This is a genomic window from Nocardioides limicola, from assembly GCF_016827675.1.
GTDB lineage: Bacteria > Actinomycetota > Actinomycetes > Propionibacteriales > Nocardioidaceae > Nocardioides > Nocardioides limicola.
In genome coordinates this window covers 424,380-444,101 of sequence record NZ_JAERJA010000001.1, presented here as the reverse complement: position 1 = coordinate 444,101, position 19,722 = coordinate 424,380, and the positions used below count along the sequence as shown (strand labels likewise).

General features: G+C 69.5%; 23 protein-coding genes. 11 read left to right on the top strand and 12 right to left on the bottom strand.

The features are described 5' to 3' along the window. The first annotated feature begins 30 nt into the window (after positions 1–30). Positions 31–855 (top strand): sulfurtransferase, encoded by an 825-nt coding sequence (locus tag JKG67_RS02215; protein ID WP_203335606.1) that lies wholly within the window; start codon positions 31–33, stop codon positions 853–855. On the opposite strand, the gene JKG67_RS02210 is transcribed toward JKG67_RS02215, so the two are convergent. From JKG67_RS02210 to JKG67_RS02195, 4 genes are all read right to left on the bottom strand, one after another. Continuing rightward, on the bottom strand, positions 846–2,849 hold the full coding sequence (locus tag JKG67_RS02210; RefSeq protein ID WP_203335605.1) for an SDR family oxidoreductase: 2,004 nt from the start codon (positions 2,847–2,849) through the stop codon (positions 846–848). The two genes, JKG67_RS02215 and JKG67_RS02210, sit on opposite strands and share 10 nt — an antisense overlap. A gap of 79 nt (positions 2,850–2,928) precedes the next feature. Continuing rightward, positions 2,929–3,786: a septation protein SepH gene (gene sepH / locus JKG67_RS02205; RefSeq protein ID WP_203335604.1), complete on the bottom strand. Its 858-nt coding sequence runs from the start codon at positions 3,784–3,786 to the stop codon at positions 2,929–2,931. 86 nt (positions 3,787–3,872) lie between these two features. Next, complete coding sequence (locus JKG67_RS02200; protein ID WP_203335603.1) at positions 3,873–5,174, bottom strand: D-arabinono-1,4-lactone oxidase; 1,302 nt, start codon at positions 5,172–5,174, stop codon at positions 3,873–3,875. Then, positions 5,171–6,361 (bottom strand): MFS transporter, encoded by a 1,191-nt coding sequence (locus JKG67_RS02195; protein WP_203335602.1) that lies wholly within the window; start codon positions 6,359–6,361, stop codon positions 5,171–5,173. Before JKG67_RS02195 ends, JKG67_RS02200 begins: the two co-directional genes overlap by 4 nt. A 25-nt stretch (positions 6,362–6,386) precedes the next feature. Here JKG67_RS02195 and JKG67_RS02190 point away from each other — a divergent pair, with 25 nt between their 5' ends. The 3 genes from JKG67_RS02190 to JKG67_RS02180 all read left to right on the top strand — a co-directional run bounded on the left by JKG67_RS02190 (position 6,387) and on the right by JKG67_RS02180 (position 8,762). Continuing rightward, positions 6,387–7,511 (top strand): ferrochelatase, encoded by a 1,125-nt coding sequence (locus JKG67_RS02190; protein ID WP_203335601.1) that lies wholly within the window; start codon positions 6,387–6,389, stop codon positions 7,509–7,511. After that, positions 7,508–8,296: an inositol monophosphatase family protein gene (locus tag JKG67_RS02185; RefSeq protein WP_307816385.1), complete on the top strand. Its 789-nt coding sequence runs from the start codon at positions 7,508–7,510 to the stop codon at positions 8,294–8,296. The genes JKG67_RS02190 and JKG67_RS02185 overlap by 4 nt, the downstream gene beginning before the upstream one ends. Before the next feature lie 175 nt (positions 8,297–8,471). Continuing rightward, the gene (locus tag JKG67_RS02180) at positions 8,472–8,762 is read left to right on the top strand and encodes a DUF4193 domain-containing protein (RefSeq protein WP_203335599.1); all 291 of its coding nucleotides are present in this window, start codon (positions 8,472–8,474) and stop codon (positions 8,760–8,762) included. A gap of 9 nt (positions 8,763–8,771) precedes the next feature. Here JKG67_RS02180 and JKG67_RS02175 read toward each other — a convergent pair whose 3' ends face one another. Together JKG67_RS02175 and JKG67_RS02170 are read right to left on the bottom strand one after the other, a co-directional pair. Next, entirely contained in the window at positions 8,772–9,152 is a 381-nt protein-coding gene (locus tag JKG67_RS02175; protein ID WP_203335598.1) for a DUF4235 domain-containing protein, read from the bottom strand. 28 nt (positions 9,153–9,180) lie between these two features. After that, positions 9,181–9,672, bottom strand: coding sequence for a DUF3093 domain-containing protein (locus JKG67_RS02170; protein WP_203335597.1), 492 nt, complete (start codon positions 9,670–9,672; stop codon positions 9,181–9,183). A gap of 89 nt (positions 9,673–9,761) precedes the next feature. On the opposite strand from JKG67_RS02170, the gene dut reads away from it, so the two are divergent. Genes dut through JKG67_RS02150 form a run of 4 tightly spaced genes read left to right on the top strand, consistent with a single transcriptional unit; the run spans position 9,762 to position 12,028 of the window. Beyond that, the gene (gene dut / locus JKG67_RS02165) at positions 9,762–10,265 is read left to right on the top strand and encodes a dUTP diphosphatase (RefSeq protein ID WP_203335596.1); all 504 of its coding nucleotides are present in this window, start codon (positions 9,762–9,764) and stop codon (positions 10,263–10,265) included. Beyond that, a complete protein-coding gene (locus JKG67_RS02160) occupies positions 10,262–10,933 on the top strand; it encodes a DUF3710 domain-containing protein (protein ID WP_203335595.1) in 672 nt (223 codons plus the stop codon). The genes dut and JKG67_RS02160 overlap by 4 nt, the downstream gene beginning before the upstream one ends. A 10-nt stretch (positions 10,934–10,943) precedes the next feature. Beyond that, positions 10,944–11,327 (top strand): OB-fold nucleic acid binding domain-containing protein, encoded by a 384-nt coding sequence (locus JKG67_RS02155; protein WP_203335594.1) that lies wholly within the window; start codon positions 10,944–10,946, stop codon positions 11,325–11,327. Next, positions 11,324–12,028: a DUF3159 domain-containing protein gene (locus JKG67_RS02150; RefSeq protein WP_203335593.1), complete on the top strand. Its 705-nt coding sequence runs from the start codon at positions 11,324–11,326 to the stop codon at positions 12,026–12,028. The genes JKG67_RS02155 and JKG67_RS02150 overlap by 4 nt, the downstream gene beginning before the upstream one ends. A gap of 15 nt (positions 12,029–12,043) precedes the next feature. Here JKG67_RS02150 and JKG67_RS02145 read toward each other — a convergent pair whose 3' ends face one another. After that, the gene (locus JKG67_RS02145; RefSeq protein ID WP_203335592.1) at positions 12,044–12,721 is read right to left on the bottom strand and encodes a potassium channel family protein; all 678 of its coding nucleotides are present in this window, start codon (positions 12,719–12,721) and stop codon (positions 12,044–12,046) included. Beyond that, on the bottom strand, positions 12,721–13,383 hold the full coding sequence (locus tag JKG67_RS02140; protein ID WP_203335591.1) for a potassium channel family protein: 663 nt from the start codon (positions 13,381–13,383) through the stop codon (positions 12,721–12,723). The genes JKG67_RS02145 and JKG67_RS02140 overlap by 1 nt, the downstream gene beginning before the upstream one ends. A gap of 35 nt (positions 13,384–13,418) precedes the next feature. Between JKG67_RS02140 and JKG67_RS02135 the strand changes: the two genes are divergently transcribed. Further along, positions 13,419–15,467: an APC family permease gene (locus JKG67_RS02135; protein ID WP_307816384.1), complete on the top strand. Its 2,049-nt coding sequence runs from the start codon at positions 13,419–13,421 to the stop codon at positions 15,465–15,467. Next, positions 15,464–16,642, top strand: a complete 1,179-nt coding sequence (locus JKG67_RS02130) for a class I SAM-dependent RNA methyltransferase (RefSeq protein ID WP_203335590.1) — start codon at positions 15,464–15,466, stop codon at positions 16,640–16,642. Before JKG67_RS02135 ends, JKG67_RS02130 begins: the two co-directional genes overlap by 4 nt. Positions 16,643–16,814: 172 nt before the next feature. Here the strand turns inward: JKG67_RS02130 and JKG67_RS02125 are convergent, their stop codons facing one another. The 4 genes from JKG67_RS02125 to JKG67_RS02110 all read right to left on the bottom strand — a co-directional run bounded on the left by JKG67_RS02125 (position 16,815) and on the right by JKG67_RS02110 (position 19,192). After that, complete coding sequence (locus JKG67_RS02125; RefSeq protein WP_203335589.1) at positions 16,815–17,672, bottom strand: tyrosine-type recombinase/integrase; 858 nt, start codon at positions 17,670–17,672, stop codon at positions 16,815–16,817. Further along, positions 17,669–18,058, bottom strand: coding sequence for a hypothetical protein (locus JKG67_RS02120; RefSeq protein ID WP_203335588.1), 390 nt, complete (start codon positions 18,056–18,058; stop codon positions 17,669–17,671). The genes JKG67_RS02125 and JKG67_RS02120 overlap by 4 nt, the downstream gene beginning before the upstream one ends. 218 nt (positions 18,059–18,276) lie before the next feature. Beyond that, positions 18,277–18,465, bottom strand: coding sequence for a hypothetical protein (locus JKG67_RS02115; RefSeq protein ID WP_203335587.1), 189 nt, complete (start codon positions 18,463–18,465; stop codon positions 18,277–18,279). Then, positions 18,449–19,192 (bottom strand): hypothetical protein, encoded by a 744-nt coding sequence (locus JKG67_RS02110; protein ID WP_203335586.1) that lies wholly within the window; start codon positions 19,190–19,192, stop codon positions 18,449–18,451. The genes JKG67_RS02115 and JKG67_RS02110 overlap by 17 nt, the downstream gene beginning before the upstream one ends. A gap of 204 nt (positions 19,193–19,396) precedes the next feature. On the opposite strand from JKG67_RS02110, the gene JKG67_RS02105 reads away from it, so the two are divergent. Beyond that, positions 19,397–19,711, top strand: coding sequence for a hypothetical protein (locus JKG67_RS02105; RefSeq protein WP_203335585.1), 315 nt, complete (start codon positions 19,397–19,399; stop codon positions 19,709–19,711). Positions 19,712–19,722: the final 11 nt, after the last annotated feature.

Sequence of the window (19,722 nt, the reverse complement as noted above, 5' to 3'; positions counted from 1 at the left end):
GGCATCATGCCATCGGGCAGGATGGGAGGCATGACCGGACCACTGATCGGCGCCGAAGAGCTGCGGGAACGACTCGGCGACGTGACCCTGTTGGACGTGCGCTACCGCCTCGGCGAGAGCCAGGGGCCACCGGCCCACGAGGCCGGCCACATCCCCGGTGCGGCGTACGTCGATCTGGAGACCGAGCTGGCTGGCGCGGCGGGGCCGGGCGGACGTCATCCGCTGCCCACGCCGGGTCGCTTCACCGACGCCATGCAGCGTGCCGGGGTGAGCAACGGCAGACCCGTGGTGGTGTACGACGACTGGTCGGGGCACGCGGCCGCCCGGGCGTGGTGGTTGTTGCGGCACCACGGGCATCGCGACGTCCGGGTCCTCGACGGCGGGTGGCCGGCCTGGGTGGCCCACGGCGGCGCGATCGAGACCGGTGCGGTGGCCCCGGTCCCAGGAGACTTCTCCGGGGCTCCGGGTGCGATGCCGGTCGTCGACGCCGACGCGGCCAGCCGGGTCGCGGTGCTGATCGACGCGCGTGCCCCCGAGCGGTACCGCGGGGAGGTGGAGCCGGTGGACCCGGTCGCCGGGCGCATCCCTGGTGCCCACAACGTGCCCAGTCTCCGGAACCTCGACAACCACGGCCACTTCCGGGATCCGCGCGAGCTCGCGCGGGTCTATGCCGAGGTCGGTGCGGTCGCTGGCGCGGACGTAGCCGTCTACTGCGGGTCAGGTGTCACTGCCGCCCATGACGTGCTGGCCCTGGAGCTGGCAGGAGTGCGGGCCGCGCTGTACCCGGGCAGTTGGAGTCACTGGATCACCGATCCGCAACGCCCGGTGGCGACCGGGCCCTCAACTCACCAGTGAACGCCCTTGAACAGCTTGGCGAGCATCACCTGATCGCGTTCCTTGCCGCCGCTCTCCCCGTCGCCGCGCGCCGCAGCGGAGTCAGGGAACACGTGATAGGCCACGTTCAACAGCCGGAAGGTCGCCTTGGGCGCCACCGTGTGAGCGATCGCACCGACGTTGCCCAGTGAGGTGTTCAACTCGTGCGGGCGCTCCACGAGGGCCTTGATCACCACATCGGCCGCCTGAGCCGGTGAGATGGTGGGGAACTTGTCGTAGAGCTTGGTGGGGGCGATCATCGGGGTCCGCACCAGCGGCATATGGATGTTGGTGAAGGTCACCCCGTCGCCGACGAGCTCGGACGAGACCACGTTGCTCCATGCGTCCAGGGCCGCCTTGGACGCGACGTACGCCGAGAATCGCGGCGGGTGGGTCTGCACGCCGATCGAGGAGATGTTGACGACATGGCCGCGGCGTTGGGCGCGCATGGTCGGAACCACGCCCATGATCAGTCGGATGGCACCGAAGTAGTTCAACTGCATGGTGCGTTCGAAGTCGTGGAAGCGGTCCAGGCTGAGCAGCAGCGAACGGCGGATGGACCGCCCGGCGTTGTTGACCAGATAGTCGATGGTGGGCAGCTCCTCGGCCAACTGCCGCGAGAGCGCATCGATGGCGTCGAGGTCGGAGAGGTCGCACGGGAAGATGTGCGCGGTGCCGCCGCGCAGTTCGATGACACGCTTGGTGGCTTCGAGCTTCTCCTTGCCCCGAGCGACCAGCACCGGGATACCGCCGGCCTGGGCGACCTTGAGAGCGGTCACCTGCCCGATCCCCGACGAAGCCCCGGTGATCACCACGTGCTTGCCGGCAAGGGCCCGTCGGGCGGATGCGTCGCGTGCGGTGCTCTGGTCGAGGTTCTCCTCCCAGTAGTTCCACAGCGCGGTGGCGTAGTCGACCAGTGGCGGGACCTCGACTCCTGAGCCCGCCAGGGCCTCCTGGGTGAGCGTGGAATCGAAGGTGGCCGTGAACGATGTGTGGGCGAGCACCTCGGGGGGGATGCCCATCCGGCCCACCGTCTGACCGAGCAGCTTCTGCCCCCCGGCGCTGCGCACCAGCGACGACGCGATGGTCCGGGGACGCGCGGCCCGGGGCAGTAGCCGGGTCGCCGGATCGGTCACCTTCCGGTCGATCGGTGTCGCGAACGAGGGGGCGCCGGCCGCGTCGCAGAAGAGGTTGACCATCTCCACCACCGACTGCGGTTCGGGGTTGACCAGGTGGTAGGTCTGGCCGTCGGCGCCCGGCTGATGGGCCAGCACGTCCATCGCCTTGGCCACGTAGTCGACCGGCACCACGTTGGTGGCACCCAGGTCGACGCCGACCAGCGGCAGCCAGGACGGCAGCACATCCCGAAGCCGCTTGATCATGGCGAAGAAGTAGTAGGGACCGTCGACCTTGTCCATCTCACCGTCGACGGAGTCACCCACCACGATCGCCGGGCGATAGACGCGCCACGGCACCGAGCACTCCTCGCGGACCAGCTTCTCGGACTCGAACTTGGTGCGGTGGTACGGCGAGGGGAGCGGTTGCCCCTCGTCGAACATGGTCTCGTCGAAGTGGCCGCGGGCGTCACCGGCCGCTGCGACGGATGACACATGGTGGAAACAGCCGGCCTGCACGGCCTCCGCCAGGGCGACGGCCTCGCGCGTGCCGTCGACATTGAGGCGCTCGTTGGTGGCGTCGTCGGCGGTCATGTCGTAGATCGCGGCAAGGTGGAAGAAGTGCTCGATGCCACCGGCGTGCTCGCTCACCCAGTCACCGGAGACCCCCAGACCGGGTGCCGCCAGGTCCCCGACCACCGGGACCACCCGGTCGGTCTGCCAGCCGGCGATCATCATCTCCAGCCGGGGCAGCGAGGACTCCCGGCAGAGCACGAAGATCGTTCCCTCGCGGTGATCCAGCAGTTCCTTGACCAGGAAACGTCCGATGAATCCTGTGGCACCTGTCACGAAGTACGTCATGGAGGGACCCTAGTCCTCCGAGGGCACGGGCGTCAGCCCCTCGTTGCGGATCGATCCGAGCCAGGACGTCCCGGTAGTGTCAGTCCGTGCCGCCGCCGAACATGATCTCGTCCCAGCTCGGCACCGACGCGCGGCCCCGCTTCTTGGGCTTGCGGCCGGCCGGCTCCTCGGGCTCGACGGGCTCGACCGGCTCGGCCACCGGGGCGGACTCGGCGGCCACCGGCTCGGGGGCCGGCCTGGCCGGTGCCTCGGCGACGATCTCGAGCACGTCCTGGCCGAGCGGGAGCTCGTCCGCGCTGACCACCGCCCGGCGATCGCGGGCGCGTTGCAGGTCATCCGCATGCAGTCCGGGAGCCGGCTGGTCGTCAAGCTCGCCGACCAGCCAACGGGCGTCGTCGTTGTCGCAGGTGACGTAGTTGCCGGGCATGTCGTAGGTGAACTCGGCGCCACCGGACCGTCGGGGGGTGCTGTACTCGCCGCGAAGCGCCCATCGTCCATCCGGCCGGCGCCAGGCGTCCCACTCGACCACGTCGGCGGTCAGACCGTCGGGTGACAACCTGACCGCGACCGCCTCACCGAGGGTGCGGGCGCCGTGATCGCCGGCGGGCCGGCGTAGCGACGAACGCTGCGCCCGCTCGGCCATGTGCTGACGCTCGGCCATCACCGGGCCGGCGTACGGCATGATCTTCTCGATGGTGGCACCGGATGCCTCGGCGACCGCCTCCGGCGACTCCCCGGCTCGGATCCGGGTCTGGATGTCGCGGGGACGGAGGGCGCTGTCCATGGTGATCTCCAACTGACCTAGGCGGTTGCGGTCCCCTCGGAGGGCGGCACGCAGACGTGCATCGACGTCGAGGGTGAACTCCACCCCGGCATCACTGACCAGCAGCAACCGGCGCCCATCCTCGCTCAGACCCGCGAGCGTGAGGTGCACCATCGGTTCACTCCCTGGTTTGCGATCGTTCGTGAGGATGAGCCTACGACAGGTGGCCGAGGCCACGGGGGAGGGCGAGCGGCGTGCCCTCAGCCGAGCACCCGGCGCAGGTACGTGTTCGCGAACACCCGGTCCGGGTCCAGTTGGTCGCGAAGTGCCGTGAAATCGTCGAACCTCGGGTGCACCTGCGCGAGGTCGGCCGCGGCCAACTGGTGCAGCTTCCCCCAGTGCGGCCGGCCCTCGTGCGCCCGGAGGACCTCCTCGACAGCGGCGAAGTAGGCGCGGTGGTCGGCGTCCACGTGGGTGTGGAAAGCCAAATACACCGAGTCCCGTTGGTACGCCGTGGACATCGCCACGTCGTCGGCGCGGGCGTAGCGCACCTCGACCGGGAAGAGGTTCTGGAAGCCGGCGCGCTCGATCACTCGCCGTGCCTCGACGAGAGCCGGGATCCCGGCCTCCGCGGGGACCGCGTACTCCATCTCCTTGAACCGGACCCGGCGCGGTGAGGTGAACACCCGGTGGGCCACGTCGCTGTACCGGCGCTCCGACAGTGCCCGCGTCGACAGCCGGGCCACCGGTCGGGTCAGTGCCGGGGCGGTGTTGACAAGCCGGTTGAGCGCGCCGAACGCGCCGTTGCTGACCAGGTCGTCGTCGAATCGCTGACGCCAGCGGGGCAGGGGTGTGGCCTCGCCCGGGGTGGCGTCGAGCCGGTCGTTGGCCTTCACGTGCATCCGGTCGGTGCCGGGGAACCAGTAGATGTCGCAGTGGTGGTGCTCGGCGATGAGAGCGTCGTACCCGCCGACGACACCCGCCCAGCTGGCCAGTCGCTCGTGGGCCTCGAGCACGAAGAGCGGCTCCACCGAGAACGTGATCCGGGTCAGCACTCCCAGCGCCCCCAGACCGATCCGAGCCAGCCCGAAGATGTCGGGGCGTTCGACGGCGGAGCAGCGGATGACCTCGCCGGTGCCGGTGACCAGCTCGAGCCCGACCACCTGGGCGGCCAGGCCGGCTGCGACGCCGCCGGTGCCATGGGTGCCGGTGGAGATAGCGCCGGCCAGGGTCTGCTCGGCGATGTCGCCCATGTTGTGCAGACTCAATCCGAGTCTCTCGAGTTCGGCGTTGAACACCTTCAGCGGGGTGCCGGCCAGGGCGGTGACGGTGAGGCTCTCGTGGTCGACCTCGGTGATCCCGCTCAGCCCGAAGGGGTCGAGGCGGACACCCTCGGGTGCGGAGATGCCGGTGAAACTGTGGCCGGTGCCGACCATCTTGACCGTGCCGCCCGACTCACGTGCGCGGTGCACCGCAGCGGAGATCTCGGCGGTGTCGGTGGGCGTCAGCACCTCGTCGGGGGCGGTGCTCTCGAGTCCGCACCAGTTGCGCCACAGCGTCATGGGGTCACGGTAGCGGGCCGGGGGGTGAGCAGTCCCGCGACCACCCCGACGGCGCCGGCGACCACCGGCACCACGAAGGCGGCGGTCGCCCCACCCTGGTCGATCAGCAGCCCGGAGATGGCGGCTCCCGGGGCCACGCCGGCAGCCATCCCGGTGTGCAGGAGGGCCATTCCCTCGGTCAGCCGGGCTCGGGGGAGCACTTCGTTGGCCAACGACATGGTCGCGATCAGGGTGGGTGAGATGGCGAGCCCGCCGAGCAGCAGCAGCGACGCCAGGCCGACCATCGTGTCGACCAGCAGCAGCGGCAGCATGGCCACGGCCATGGCGGTCATGCCCAGCCGCATCCTGGCGTCGGCCGAGCGCCGCCAGTGCACCGCTCCGGTGACCACGCCGGCCACCAGACTTCCCAGTGCCCAGATCCCGAGCACCACTCCCGCCCAGGCTTTCGCGCCCCGCTCCTCGGCGAAGGCCACGGTGGTCACCTCGACGGCGCCGAAGATCACGCCGAGTGCCAGGCAGAGCGCGACCATCGGCAGCACCATCCGCCACGGCATCCGGCGATGGCCGTGGGTGGCCCGGTGCCGCCGCGGGTAGCGCGGGGGCTCGGTGCGGCGCTGGGTGCTCAGGTACAGCGTCCCGGTGACGCCGAAGAGGCCGGCGGCGACCAGCCCGGCGGACGGATGCCAGGTAGTGGCCAGCAGGGTGGCCAGCACCGGTCCGACCAGGAAGACGGCTTCGTCGACGACGGCTTCGAGGGCGTAGGCGGTCTGCACCTGGCGCGGTTCGCTCAGGGCATGTGCCCACCGGGCCCGGACCGCCGACCCCACCTGGGGGAGGGAGGCTCCGGTGGTCGCGGCGAAGAGATGCAGGGACCACACCGGCCAGTCGTCCTGCACGGCCCAGACCAGCAGCACCATCGACAGCGCCACCAGCACCTGCGTGGTCGGCAGCACCCGGCTCTGACCCAGCCGGTCGAGGAGACGGCCGTGCAGGATCGCGAAGAGCGCGTTGGCCATCACGTAGGCGGCGGCGACCGTCCCGGCGAGGGTGTAGGAGCCGAGTTGCCCCGAGATCATCAGCACGATCCCGAGGCCGACCATCGAGATCGGCAGCCGGGCCACGAATCCGGTGGCGCTGAACGCGAGGGTGCCGGGCACCGACAGGACCCGGCGGTAGGAGGAGAGCATCGCCGGTCAGCCTACGATTGGTCCCATGGAAAGTGCCCCCGATTCTGCCAACGACCTGGCTGTTGCACGCACACCCGAACCGTACGACGCGTTGCTGCTGGTCTCCTTCGGCGGTCCCGAGGGCCCCGACGACGTCGTCCCCTTCCTGGAGAACGTGACCCGTGGCCGGGGGATCCCCAGGGAGAGACTGATCGAGGTCGGGGAGCACTACTTCCACTTCGGCGGGAAGTCGCCGATCAACGACCAGAACAGGGCCTTCCTGGCGGCGTTGCGCGAGGACTTCGCGGGGGCGGGGTTGGACCTGCCCATCTACTGGGGCAACCGGAACTGGGACCCCTACCTGACCGAGGCGGTCGAGCAGATGGCGGCCGACGGCGTTCGCCGGGCGGCCTGCTTCATGACCTCGGCGTACTCGTCGTACTCCTCCTGCAGGCAGTACCGGGAGAACCTGGCGGATGCTGTGGCCGGGGTGCCCGGCGCGCCACGGTTGGACCGGCTGCGGGCCTATTTCAACCATCCCGGGTTCGTGGAGCCGGTGGTGGACGCCACCCTCGCGGCGCTCGCAGAGCTGCCGGCCGAGCACCGGGACGAGGCCCGGCTCGCCTTCGTGACGCACTCGATCCCCGAGACGATGAACGCGGCCAGCGGCCCCCGTGGGCACGCCTACGTGGTGCAGCACCGCAGCCTGATGACCGAAGTGGTGGAGCGGGTCCGGCAGGAGACCGGCCACCGGCACCCCCATGCGCTGGTCTACTGCTCGCGCTCCGGTCCGCCGTCGGTGCCGTGGCTCGAACCGGACATCAACGACCACCTGCACACCCTCGCCGACGAGGGGGTCGGTGCGGTGGTGATGGTGCCGATCGGGTTCGTGTCCGATCACATGGAGGTGATCTGGGACCTGGACACCGAGGCGATGGCCACGGCCGAGAAGGTGGGCGTGGTGGCGCTACGCGCAGCCACCGCGGGTCTGGATCCCAGGTTCGTGGCGATGGTGCGGGAACTGCTGTTGGAGCGCGCCGCAGCGGAGCGGGGTGCCGATCCCGAACGCCCCGCGGTCGGTGAGTACGGGGCATGCTGGGACGAGTGCCAGCCGCACTGCTGCGCCAACCCGCGTGGGGAACGACCGACCCTGGGTGGTGTGCCCCGGTGACGCGTCCAGCCGAGCTGCGCGACATCGCCGCGCGGGTGGCCCTGGAGGCGGCGGAACTGGTGCGCGAGCGCCGGTCCAGCCCGGTCCTGGTGGCGGCCACCAAGTCCACCGACGTGGACGTGGTGACCGAGGCCGACCGGGCCAGTGAACAGTTGATCCGTGAGCTGCTCCGAGCGACCCGGCCCACCGACGCCGTGCTCGGCGAGGAGGAGGGCGACAGCCGCGGCAGCAGTGGGGTGCGGTGGATCGTGGATCCGATCGACGGCACCGTGAACTTCCTCTACGACATCCCCGAGTATGCGGTCTCGATCGCCGCCGAGGTGGACGGCACGGTGCTCGCCGGAGCCGTCGTGAACGCGGCCACCGGAACCCTCTGGTCCGCTGCGGCGGGGGAGGGTGCACACCGCGACGGGGAACCGATCCGGGTGGCCGAGCCCGCGCCCGTGGGGCGTCGTCTGATCGCGACCGGGTTCGGGTACGACCCGGACGTGCGGGCGCGCCAGGGCGCGGCGGTGGCGGCGCTGCTGCCGCAGATCCGCGACATCCGACGGATGGGTTCCTGTGCTCTGGACCTGTGCCATGTGGCGGACGGAACGCTGGACGGATACGTCGAGGAGGGCACCCATCTGTGGGACCACGCCGCCGGCCTGGTGATCGCGGCCGAGGCCGGCGCGAGATCGCGGAAGTGGCCGACCCCCGGTGGACGGACCCTGCTGGCGTGTGCCCCCGACGCGGGTTTCGACGAGTTCGTCGACGCCTTGACGAGGGCGGGCTTCACCCCGTGAGGGACCTGCGGAGCCGCCCGGAATATCTGGGCTGAGACAAGTGTTCGAGCGACACGGTGGGTACCGACGTGCGAAGCAGTGGGTCGATGGTGCACAATCTGGCGCCGACGACGCTGCACGGCGCACACCGAGTGCCGCCGCATCTATTGAGCCTCGCGACGAGGAGTGAAGGGCCATGGCGACTGACTACGACGCCCCACGCAAGACCGACGACGAACAGAGCGAAGAGAGCATCGAGGAGCTCAAGGCTCGTCGTCACGACAAGAACTCCGGCAAGGTCGACGAGGACGAGACCGAAGCGGCGGAGTCCTTCGAGCTGCCCGGCGCGGACCTGTCGCACGAAGAGCTCGCCGTCGAGGTGAAGCCGAAGCAGTCCGACGAGTTCACCTGCATGAGCTGCTTCCTGGTGCACCACCGCAGCCAGCTCGCCGACCCCGACAAGATGATCTGCCGCGACTGCGAGTGAGGTGACCGCTCAGGCGGGGGCGTCCGCCCCCGCCGGCGTCGCCTCGGCCTTCCCGGCCTTGGCCGCCTTGGCGGCCGCCTTGGCCATCGGCGGCGGCAGGTGCCCCGTCGACTCCGCGTAGTACTGGGCCGCCTTGCGGGTGGCCAGCATCTTGGCCTCGGCCACCACGACACCACTGAGCGCCGACCACAGCAGGGCCTCGCCGGTGCGCACCGCAGCGGGGTTCGCAGGGTCCGTGGGCGGCTTCTTCCCGCTGGCGGCGCGCCACAGTGTGTCGAGCGCCTTCTGGGCCACGAACGTCCCTACGAAGGTGGCTGCCATCGCCATCGGCGCCCAGGCCTTGCTTCCCGGCTGTTTGGCTGCGGCCTTCTTCGAACCCTTGCGTCCCATGTCACTCCTGCTCGATCCAGTGGGTTCCTCACCCTACTGGGTCGTCGGCTCCCGCGTCGGCCTCCACGGCGGGGGCGGAATCGGCCGTCCACCCCAGGGCGGCGGCCAACTTCCGGGGATGCCGGGTGCTGATCAGCCAGTACGGGGTCGGGTCACGGGGGTCGGTGATCTCGACCCTGACCGCGCGACGGCAGTAGGGCCTCAGCAGCAGGTGCGCCCGAGCGTCGGCATCCCGGCCCGCGAGCCGGTGGGCCGCCTCGGTGTCCAGCGGCAGCACCTCACCGATGTGGCTGCGGTCGATGTGTGCCCGGCCGGCCGTGAAGACGCTGCCGTCGACCCGGATGGTGGCGGCGCCGTACCACAGGTAGCCGCCGGCGATCAGGCAGCCGATGACGCCGGTCAGCGCCCACGAGACCGCCTCGGGCATCGGCGTCACGATGAAGGCCAACCAGAAGCAGGCGAGCAGCATCGTGCCCTGCACCCACCAGCGCAGCGGCACCCCCAAGCGTTCCACGTACATGCGCCAAGCCTGTCACCTCCGTCCATGCGGCGCCGCAGGAGGGTCGGGCGACCGTGTCCAGCCAGCTGGCAGCGGGTAGGGTCACCGCCGTGCCCGAGCAACTCGACGTCGCGATCGTCCGACTGGATCCGGACCTGCCGTTGCCCCGCTACGCACATCCCGGCGACGCAGGTGCGGACCTGATGACCGCCGTCGACGTGCGACTGGAGCCCGGCGAGCGCGCCCTGGTGCCGACCGGAGTGGCGCTGGCCCTGCCGGAGGGCTATGTGGCGCTGGTGCACCCGCGCTCCGGACTCGCCGCCCGACACGGCATCTCGATCGTGAACACGCCCGGAACCATCGACTCCGGCTACCGCGGCGAGATCAAGGTGCTGCTGGTCAACCACGACCCCCGCGAGACCGTCGAACTGCGGCGTGGGGACCGAGTGGCACAGTTGGTGGTGCAGCGGTACACCACCGCACATTTCGTGGAAGTGGAGACGCTGGCGGAGTCGGTGCGGGGCGAGGGCGGCTACGGATCCACCGGAGTCGGTGGCTCGCCCTCGCGGAACCCCGACAGCCAGCCGTCCCTTGAGCGCAGGAGCAGCATGTGAGATTCAAGCGGAAGCCAGTGGTGGACACCACCGCCACCGAGCCCGAGGTGGTCGTTCCGCCGGAGCCCGGCAGCGGACCCCACGACATCGCCGACGTCGATGTCGACCGGGACGGGGTCACCCGGGTGGATCTCGGGTCACTGCTGATCGTGCCCGGCCCCGGACGCGACGTACGCCTCCAGGTGGACGAGGCCTCCCAGACCGTGCAGGCAGTGGTCATCGCGGACGCCGACGGCGCCATCGAGGTGAAGGCGTTCGCCGCCCCCCGGAACGAGGGCATCTGGGACGAGGTGCGTCCTCAGATCGCCGCTGACATGGCGCGTCGCGGGGGCACGGCCACCGAGAAGGACGGCTCCTTCGGCACTGAACTGCACTGCCAGATGACGGTGAAACGACCCGATGGCAGCACCGCCGTCCAGCCGTCGAGGATCGTCGCGGTGGAGGGCCCCCGCTGGCTGCTCCGGGCCACCCTGCTCGGCCGCCCGGCCATCGACGTCGAGGCTGCCGGTCCCTGGGAGAGCGTGCTGCGCGACGTGGTGGTACGCCGCGGCGAGAGCGCGATGCCGGTGGGCACCTCGCTGCCGTTGAAGGTGCCGGCGACGGCTCGGCGCATCGACCCGGCTGTCGGCGCGGGCAACGATGCCGCGCCGAGTGCCGGGGCGAACTAGGCTGAGTGGTATGCCTCAGCAACCCCGGACAGCGGGTCGTTTGCGTCAGGCCCTGGGACGTTGGGCTGACACCGCGGATCAGGACGCGCGCGACCTGCAGCGCGATTCGGCGCCGTCGGGCGTCGCGTCGATCGCCGACGCGGGCAACCGCGAGCGGGTCACCCTCTGGGGCGAGCTGCGTACCGTGACGCTGCGCCCCCGCGGAGGCGTTCCGGCGCTGGAGGCGGAGCTCTACGACGGCACCGACGCGCTGACCGTGGTCTGGTTGGGGCGCCGGCGGATCGCGGGTGTCGCACCTGGCCGTTCACTGCGGGTCACCGGCAGGATCGGGCTGCATGACGGGGTCCGGTTGATGTACAACCCCCGCTACGAACTACTTCCCGAGGCGCGATGAACACCCCGGCTGCTGCCCCGACCGAGGAGACCGTCGAAGAGGTCCTGCGCGGCCAGTTGTCCCGCGCCCTCGGCGGTCGCCGGGGAATGGTCGAGGCAGCCGTGCCGACGATCCTGTTCACCCTCACCTGGCTGGTCACCAAAGAACTGCGGCTGGCCCTGACCGTCAGCCTGGCGGCGGCGGTGACGCTGCTGGCGGTGCGGCTGGTCCAGCGTTCCACGATCCAGTTCTGTGTGAACGCGTTGTTCGGGATCGGAATCGGCTGGCTCTTCGTGACCATGTCGGCCCGCGGTGGCGGCGACGTCAACGATCAGGCGCTGGCGTACTTCCTTCCCGGCATCATCTACAACGGCGGCTACGCGGTGGTGCTGGCCGTCACCTGTCTGATCGGCTGGCCGTTGATCGGCTTCATGGTCGGCAGCGTCACCGGTGACGCGACGGCATGGCACCAGGACCGCCAGATCGTGAAGGTCTGCACCCGCCTGACCTGGTTGCTGGCGCTGCCGTGCGTGATCCGGGTCGCTGCTCAACTCCCGGTCTGGTTGGCGGGCAAGTCCGGGGCGCTGGAGCCGGAGCTGGCAGTGGCGTTGCTGGGCGTTCTGAAGATCGCCATGGGATGGCCCGTCCAACTGGCCGCGCTGGCAGCCATGGTGTGGCTGCTGGCCCGGAACCGGACCCCCGTGGAGCCTTCCCAGGACTGACCTCGGCAGAAGGTGTCAGTCGGGGGCCGCGTGTTGCACCGGAGCGAGCAGTCGCTCCAGTGCCTTCTCCACGTCCGCCGAGGCGACGAAGAGCAGTTCGTCGCCGGCTTCGACCGCCTGCTCGGGGTTGGGGGTGTAGACCTGCCCGTCACGGAGCACCGTGACCAGGGTGGAGTTCTCGGGGAAGGGGATCAGCCCGGTGGGCTTGCCCACGTACGGCGAGTCGTCGGGCAGGGTGATCTCGACCAGGTTGGCGTTGCCCTTGCGGAACGTGAACAGGCGCACCAGGTCGCCGACCGTCACCGCTTCCTCGACCAGCGCGGACATGATCCGGGGCGTGGAGACGTTGACGTCGACCCCCCAGGCCTCGGTGAACAGCCACTCGTTGGAGGGGTGGTTGACGCGTCCGACCGTGCGGGGCACGCCGAACTCGGTCTTGGCCAGCAGCGAGGTGACCAGGTTGGCCTTGTCGTCGCCGGTGGCCGCGATCACCACGTCACAGTTCTCCAGTTGCGCCTCCTCGAGGGAGGAGAGCTCGCAGGAGTCGGCGAGCAGCCACTCCGCCTCGGGGACTCTCTCGGGCCTGATCGAGCCGGCGTTCTTGTCGATCAGCAGCACGTCGTGGCCGTTGGTGATGAGCTCGGCGGCGATGGAGCGACCCACCGCGCCGGCGCCGGCGATTGCGACTCGCATCAGTCGTCCTCCGGTCCGTTGTCGAACACTCGGTAGGCGTGCGCGGCGTTCTCCTCGCGCATCACCAGGTGCAGCAGGTCACCCTCCTGGATGACCGAGTCGATGGTCGGCAGCATGCCTTCGCCGAGTCGGTCGATCCAGGCGATCCGGCTGCGGGACTGGCGTTGGAACTCGATCGTTCGGACACCCACCCAGGCATCGGTCACCGGCACCTGGTCGAGCCGGATGGTGCCGGAGGGGTCGCGGAAGTCGGGTTCTGCGCCGGCCGGCAGCAGGCGGCGGAGCACCTGGTCGGCGGTCCATTTGACGGTGGCCACCGTGGTGACACCGAGCCGCTGGTACACCTCGGCCCGGCCGGGGTCGTAGATCCGCGCCACGACCTGGGTGATGCCGAAGGTCTCGCGGGCGACGCGGGCGGCGATGATGTTGGAGTTGTCACCGCTGGAGACGGCGGCGAAGGCGTCCGCACGCTCGATCCCGGCGCGCAGCAACACTTCCCTGTCGAAGCCGTAGCCGGTGATCTTGTCGCCGTTGAACGCCGGTCCGAGTCGTCGGAAGGCGTCTGACTCGACGTCGATGATGGCGACGGTGTGGTTGCGGTCCTCGAGGCTTCGGGCCAGCGTGGCCCCCACGCGGCCGCAGCCCATGATCACGACATGCACGGAGTTGACGCTACCGCACATGTAGCCTGCCACCCGTGGGTGTCGGTGAGGTTTCCAAACGGATTCTGTTCGGTCGCAGACTGCGCAGCTCCCGCGGCGAGCGGCTATTGCCGAAGCGGGTGGCGTTGCCGGTCTTCGCCTCCGACGCGCTTTCGTCGGTGGCCTACGCACCTGACGAGATCTTCATCATGCTGGCGATCGCCGGGGCGTCGACCTATGTGTGGTCGTGGAAGGTGGGCATCGCGGTCGCCATCATCATGATCGCGGTGCTGGCGTCGTACCGGCAGCAGGTGATCGCCTACCCCGGTGGGGGCGGTGACTACGAGGTCGCCAAGGTGAACCTGGGCACGACCGCGGGGACGACGGTGGCCAGCGCGCTGATCGTCGACTACGTGCTCACGGTGGCCGTCTCGATATCGTCAGGGACTCAGTACGCCGCGGCGGCGCTGCCGTTCATCGCCGGCAACGAAGTGCTCTTCGCCAGCGCCATGGTGGTGCTGTTGATGGCGCTCAACATGCGCGGGGTTCGTGAGTCGGGGACCGTCTATGCGATCCCGACGTACGCGTTCATCATCGCGGTGCTGGCGATGTGTGGCTACGGGTTGCTCCGCTGGCTCACCGGTGACCTGCCCAGCGTGGCCAGCGCCGACTATCAGATCGTGCCCACCCCGGGCTATGAGGAGCCGTTGACGACGGCTGCGCTGATCTTCCTGCTGGCCAGGGCGTTCTCGTCCGGGTGTGTGGCGCTCGCTGGTGTGGAGACCATCTCCTCGGGGGTGCAGGCGTTCCGGCGTCCCAAGGGCCGCAATGCGGCGACCACGCTGGTGATGCTCGGCGCCATCGCGATCACGATGATGCTCTCGGTGGTGATCCTGGCTCGGCAGATGGGGCTGCGGTACGTCGATCCCGATGACCTGCATCGGCTGCGCACGGCCACCGGCGACCCCTTGCCGCAGGACTTCCTGCAGATGCCGGTGATCGCGCAGATCGCCGACGCCGTCTTCTCCGACCTGCCGCCGTTGTTCTATCTGGTCGTCTCGGTGACCGCCCTGGTGCTGGTGCTGGCCGCGAACACGGCGTTCAACGGGTTCCCGGTGCTCGGCTCGGTGCTCGCCGCCGACGGGTATGCCCCGCGCGCCCTGGGTGCCAGGGGGAGTCGCCTGGCGTACACGAACGGGATCGCCTTCCTCGGCGTGCTGGCGATCGGCCTGATCTGGTGGTTCGACGCGAAGACCCCGCACCTGATCCAGCTCTACATCGTCGGTGTCTTCGTGTCGTTCACGCTGAGCCAATTGGGGATGGTCAAGCACTGGACCCGGGCGCTGACCACCTCGCGGGTGCCTCGGGAGCGGGCCCGGATGCAGCGGTCCCGGATGATCAACGCCTTCGGGCTGGTGTTGACCGGGGTGGTGCTGGTGGTGATCGTGGTCACCAAGTTCCTCGACGGTGCCTGGATCTCGGTGCTGGCGATCCTCACCTTCTTCTTCATCATGCGGGCGATCCATGACCACTACGCCAAGATCAGCGCCGAGCTCGAGGCGGAGGCGATGGACAAGGTGCCGCCGACCCGGGTGCACGCCATCGTCTTGGTGTCGAAGTTGCACAAGCCGACGCTGCGCGCCCTCGCCTACGCGAAGGCGACCCGGCCGAACGTCCTCGAGGCCGTCTATGTCGGTGTGGACGCGGCGGCCACGGACCGGCTGCTGGCGGAGTGGGACGCCCGCGACTTCGACATCCCGCTCAAGGTGCTGCACTCCCCGTACCGGGAACTGGTCCGGCCGATCATCGACTACGCGGTGGCGATCCGGGAGGCGAACCCGCGCGGCGTGGTGGCGGTCTACATCCCCGAGTACGTGGTCGGCCACTGGTGGGAGCAACTGCTGCACAACCAGTCGGCGCTGCGGCTGAAGGGCCGACTGCTCTTCACCCCGGGTGTGATGGTGACGTCAGTGCCGTACCAGTTGCAGTCGTCGCGAGCAGCCGCCGAACGGGTACGACGTGCCGAGGCGGCCGCGCAGCCGGGCGACCTGCGTCGTGGCCTGGGCATGGACGAGGAGGACGACCAGAGGCGAGGCGACTGGTGACGCGTCAGCCACGCCAGCGGCGGGCCCGGGGCGCCTCCGCGGTGGGACGCCGGTTCACCGTCGACGTCGGCCCGATCGCGCATGGGGGTCACTGTGTGGCCCGGGTGGAGGGGCGCGCCGTCTTCGTCCGGCATGCGCTGCCGGGAGAGACGGTGGCGATCGAGGTCACCGAGGGCACCGAGGGGGACCGGTTCTGGCGAGCCGATGCCGTGCAGGTCCTCACTCCGTCACCCGACCGGGTCGCGGCGCCGTGTCAGGTCGCCGGCCCCGGTGGCTGTGGTGGCTGCGACTTCCAGCACGTAACCCTGTCCCGCCAACGCGCCTTGAAGGCCGAGGTGGTCCGGGAGCAGTTGGTGCGCCTGGGCGGCCTGGAGGCCACAGATCCCCTGCTCACCGGTCTGCTGGTGCAGGCGGTGCCCGATGCCCCCGATGACGGGCTTCGCTGGCGCACCCGGGTCCGGTTCGCCACCACGGCGGAGGGAGGCATCGGGATGCGTCGGCACCGGTCACGTGCCGTGGTGCCCGTGCAGGACTGTCTGATCGCTGCCGAGGATGCGCTCCGCGAGGATCAGCTGGTGGGGCACCCGGAGATCGTCGAGCAGGTCACCGTCAACGGAAGCACCCGCCGGTTCAGTCGGGACGCCGACGGCTTCTGGCAGGTCCATCCCGGAGCGCCCCGGGTGCTGGTGGAGAGCGTCCTGGAGTTGCTGGCGCCGACGCCGGGAGAGACCGTGCTCGATCTGTATGCCGGGGTGGGCCTGTTCGCTGGCTTCCTCGGCGCGCGGGTGGGGGAGCGCGGTCGGGTGATGGCCATCGAAGGGTCCGCGAGGGCGTGTGCTCATGCCGTACGGAATCTGGCCGACCTCAGAGCGGAGGTGCATTCCGGGCCGGTGGGCGCGGTGCTCGACCGGTTGGACTGTCCCCCCGCGGACGTGGTGGTGCTCGACCCGCCCCGCGAGGGCGCCCGGGCGCCGGTGGTGGCTCAGGTGGCGTCGATCGCGCCTCGGGCGGTGGCGTACGTGGCCTGCGACCCGGCTGCCCTGGCCCGGGACGTGGCGCTCTTCGCCGGGCACGGCTTCCGGTTGCGCGCGCTGCGTGCCTTCGATCTGTTCCCGATGACGCACCACGTCGAATGCGTCGCTTTGCTGACGAAAACCGGCTCTGACCTGCGGTGATGCAAGTTGGGGTCTTGGCGCCGGCCTCGAAGATCCGGCCTTAGGGCGCACTTTGAGTTTGAGACCGCTCCCCGATGCCGGGCCTGGAGACCCTTGGGAGCGCGAAAACGGCCCGTAGGCCGCCGCGTAGTGTGAAGAGGGCTCACGGGCCGTTCGGAGGATCTGCGGGCTCTCAGAGCCCGATTTCGGGATCGTCGGTGGGCTCAGTCCGAGGAGCCAGCCGCTCGGTCGCGGCGCGGTAGTCCGGTACCACGAGACGGCGGTTGATGTAGTGCCGTTCGGTGACCGTCTTGGACGTGTGGCCGAGCTGATCCTTGGCGGCGTCGGCGTCGTAGACCTCGTCGATCTCGGTTGCCACTGTCCGGCGGAAGGAGTGGGGCGAGACGTCGCGGAGCGCGGCGATGTCGGCATAGTCGTCGAGCTTGCGGATGTGCCACAGCCGGCTCTGGACGTTGCCGGGGAAGTGCCAGGTTCCGTTGCGGCTGGCGAAGACTGCGTCGATGTCGTTCGGTGGCTGCTCCAGCTTGCGTCGGCGCAGGATGGCAACGGCCCAATCGGGGAGTGCGATGGGGCGGATCGCGGCGTGGGTCTTGCCGTAGTCGACCCGCTTTCCCTTGGAGGTGATCTGGCCGTTGACCATCAGCCACGGGAACCAGGTCTCGTCGTCGCGGCGCGCGGGAGGGGCGGTCAACTCGATGTCGGACCAGCGCAGGGCGAGCAGTTCGCCGATCCGCAGACCGGTGGCGATGAGAATGTCGACGATGTCGGGCAGGTCCAGGCTCTTGGGGCCATTGCGCCGCTCGGCGTTCGCCCACTCGCGGATAGCCGCACGCACAGCGTCGAGGTCCTCGACCGCTACCGCCGTCTTCTTGACCTTTGGGACAGGGACAGAAGGGACGGCCGTCGCCGGGTTGCCATTGAGTGCTTCGTGGAAGATCGCCATGTTGAAGGCGCGCACCAGGACGCTGCGAATCCGCTTGCGCATGTCCGCTGAGACCCCGGCGCTGTCCAGGGCTGCTTGGATGATCACCGGCCAACGTGTCGCAACTGGTAGGCACCCAGAGGGTGCTCGGTCTTGTCGCTGTCGAGCACCCAACGCAGGTGATAGCGGTAACGCTCCAGGGTCTCCGATTTGGGACTGCCGTCGGCGTCTTCCATCTTGGCGAACCAGAGGTCAAGCAATTCCTGGACCGTGTCGTCGGGAGCGATGGCGCCATCCCCGAACGTGCCGGTGTGCTCGACGAAGAATGCCTTGAGGTTGGCCCTTGCCTTGTTCTTCGTTTCGCCGCTCTTGCGGTACTCGCGGACGACGCCGTCGACATCGCAATAGCGGGCACGAGCCAGCCAGGTCCCGTTGGCACGTTGTGTGCAGTTGATGTCGCCGTAGGTGCCGACCACCAACTTCTGTCGGGCCATTTCTGGTTCCTTTCGTGTACCTGACCGCCGTCAGGGCTGCGCTGTCCGGAGGGCTCCACCCCGCACCCGACTTGCGCGGCTGCGGCTCCGAACCTGCCTGCCGCTCTCCGAGGCAGGGTCGGCGCCTTCGTTGTCGTCGCCGAGTGCGAACGACTCCTCGTGATCCCGGAGCCACCGGTCGAGCTCGGACAGGCGGTACTTGAGCCTGCCGCCCGCCTTCACTGCACGTGGGCATAGCCGGGACGACGGACCCGCCAGGTCAGGAGCGTGGCCTTCGGGACGCCGAGATAGCCACATGCGTCCTCGGTGTTGAGGAAGGGGTCTTGGGGAAGCGGGACGACGAGGGCCAAGGGCATCTCCTTGTCGCCGCTGCTCGCGGTGGATGGGGTGTCAGATCGACGGGACATCAGGGCTCGCTCCTCTCGGTGGTGGCCGGTGGTGCAGCGCGGCCTCGAAGCCGAGGCGGCTTTGCGCTGCACCTTTCGGCGCCTTTCGTTGGATAGGTGTGGGCCGCAGGTCGCTGCGCACGATTGCGAGCAGTTCGGTCTGCACGGGCGAGGTGATGGACGCGAACTTCTGCCGGGTGACGCTGACGAGTTCGCCGTTGTGGTCGTCGAGTCCGGGGACGTTGATTCGCTGGAAGTAGAGGCGCTGGGCGACGCCGTGCTCGATGACGTTGCAGATCCGGTCGTCGATGCCCGCGCTGACCCGCTGGAGCCGTCGGACCTGCGGGGTGTCGGAGAGTCCGCCGCGGTCGAGCTTCTCCATGCGGACGGCCGCGACCGAGCCCTGGCCGGCGGCGTGTCCGCCGTTGCCGACCATGCCGCCGAGGTCACGGGTCTCGTGGACGAGTCGCCCGTAGGTCTCAGCACGCCGCTCCCACCGGACCGCGACGGTCGGGTCGACGGTTTGGAGTCGGCGGGAGGTCTCGCGGGAGACGATGCGTTGGGAGTTGAGCACGACACGCAGGTTGTGGGCGGTGGGGAATGTTCCGAGGTGGATGAGCAGGTTGTGCTGGGCCTGGAGTACGCCGGTGATGCCGGGCAGCCCGGGTCCTTCGATCAGCGTTGGTTCGGGCCGCCATCCGCGAAGGTCGACGGTGTAGTCCGCCTCGCCGTATCCCGCCCATGTCACGCACGTCTCGGCCGCACGTCCAAGGCGGCCCGGCGGGCAGTGCCCAGGAGGGGCGCAGCCAGACACTCGAATCCCAAGGACGGGCGCTTGCGTAGCCCTACACAGGGGCAGTTCTGGCTGGGTAGTCCACAGGAGGGGCGAATGCGCGTCCTTCCTTTCGGGTCTCCGTAGAGAGGAGTTGAGCCCCGACCGAGGGAGACTGTCATGCTCACCGCATTCTGGAACCTCAGCGCCGCGATCCGCGGCCATCTCCGCTCCTACATGCCCACCAATCGAGTCGTCGACTGGCTTCGCACCCCGCGTGGCCTCAAGTGGGCGATCCCCCTCGCCCTCATCGCGACGCCGACATACCTCGGGCTGACCGCGCTCGCTATCGAGCTGGCCGCCCGCTCCGGTCTCGGCTTCGTCAACGTTCTGGTGTTCCTGTTCTTCTGGAATGCCGCAAAGTTCGCCTGGATGGCCGTTCTCAGCCTGCCGCTGATGCTGGGGCGGGCGATTCGGGGTGGGCACGCCTGCTGACAGGTGGTTCG

Coding starts and splice junctions, on each gene's coding strand:
- JKG67_RS02215 (WP_203335606.1), top strand. CDS start 31: ATGACCGGACCACTGATCGGCGCCGAAGAGCTGCGGGAACGACTCGGC.
- JKG67_RS02210 (WP_203335605.1), bottom strand. CDS start 2,849: ATGACGTACTTCGTGACAGGTGCCACAGGATTCATCGGACGTTTCCTG.
- sepH (WP_203335604.1), bottom strand. CDS start 3,786: ATGGTGCACCTCACGCTCGCGGGTCTGAGCGAGGATGGGCGCCGGTTG.
- JKG67_RS02200 (WP_203335603.1), bottom strand. CDS start 5,174: ATGACGCTGTGGCGCAACTGGTGCGGACTCGAGAGCACCGCCCCCGAC.
- JKG67_RS02195 (WP_203335602.1), bottom strand. CDS start 6,361: ATGCTCTCCTCCTACCGCCGGGTCCTGTCGGTGCCCGGCACCCTCGCG.
- JKG67_RS02190 (WP_203335601.1), top strand. CDS start 6,387: ATGGAAAGTGCCCCCGATTCTGCCAACGACCTGGCTGTTGCACGCACA.
- JKG67_RS02180 (WP_203335599.1), top strand. CDS start 8,472: ATGGCGACTGACTACGACGCCCCACGCAAGACCGACGACGAACAGAGC.
- JKG67_RS02175 (WP_203335598.1), bottom strand. CDS start 9,152: ATGGGACGCAAGGGTTCGAAGAAGGCCGCAGCCAAACAGCCGGGAAGC.
- JKG67_RS02170 (WP_203335597.1), bottom strand. CDS start 9,672: ATGTACGTGGAACGCTTGGGGGTGCCGCTGCGCTGGTGGGTGCAGGGC.
- JKG67_RS02155 (WP_203335594.1), top strand. CDS start 10,944: ATGCCTCAGCAACCCCGGACAGCGGGTCGTTTGCGTCAGGCCCTGGGA.
- JKG67_RS02150 (WP_203335593.1), top strand. CDS start 11,324: ATGAACACCCCGGCTGCTGCCCCGACCGAGGAGACCGTCGAAGAGGTC.
- JKG67_RS02145 (WP_203335592.1), bottom strand. CDS start 12,721: ATGCGAGTCGCAATCGCCGGCGCCGGCGCGGTGGGTCGCTCCATCGCC.
- JKG67_RS02120 (WP_203335588.1), bottom strand. CDS start 18,058: ATGGCCCGACAGAAGTTGGTGGTCGGCACCTACGGCGACATCAACTGC.
- JKG67_RS02115 (WP_203335587.1), bottom strand. CDS start 18,465: ATGTCCCGTCGATCTGACACCCCATCCACCGCGAGCAGCGGCGACAAG.
- JKG67_RS02105 (WP_203335585.1), top strand. CDS start 19,397: ATGCTCACCGCATTCTGGAACCTCAGCGCCGCGATCCGCGGCCATCTC.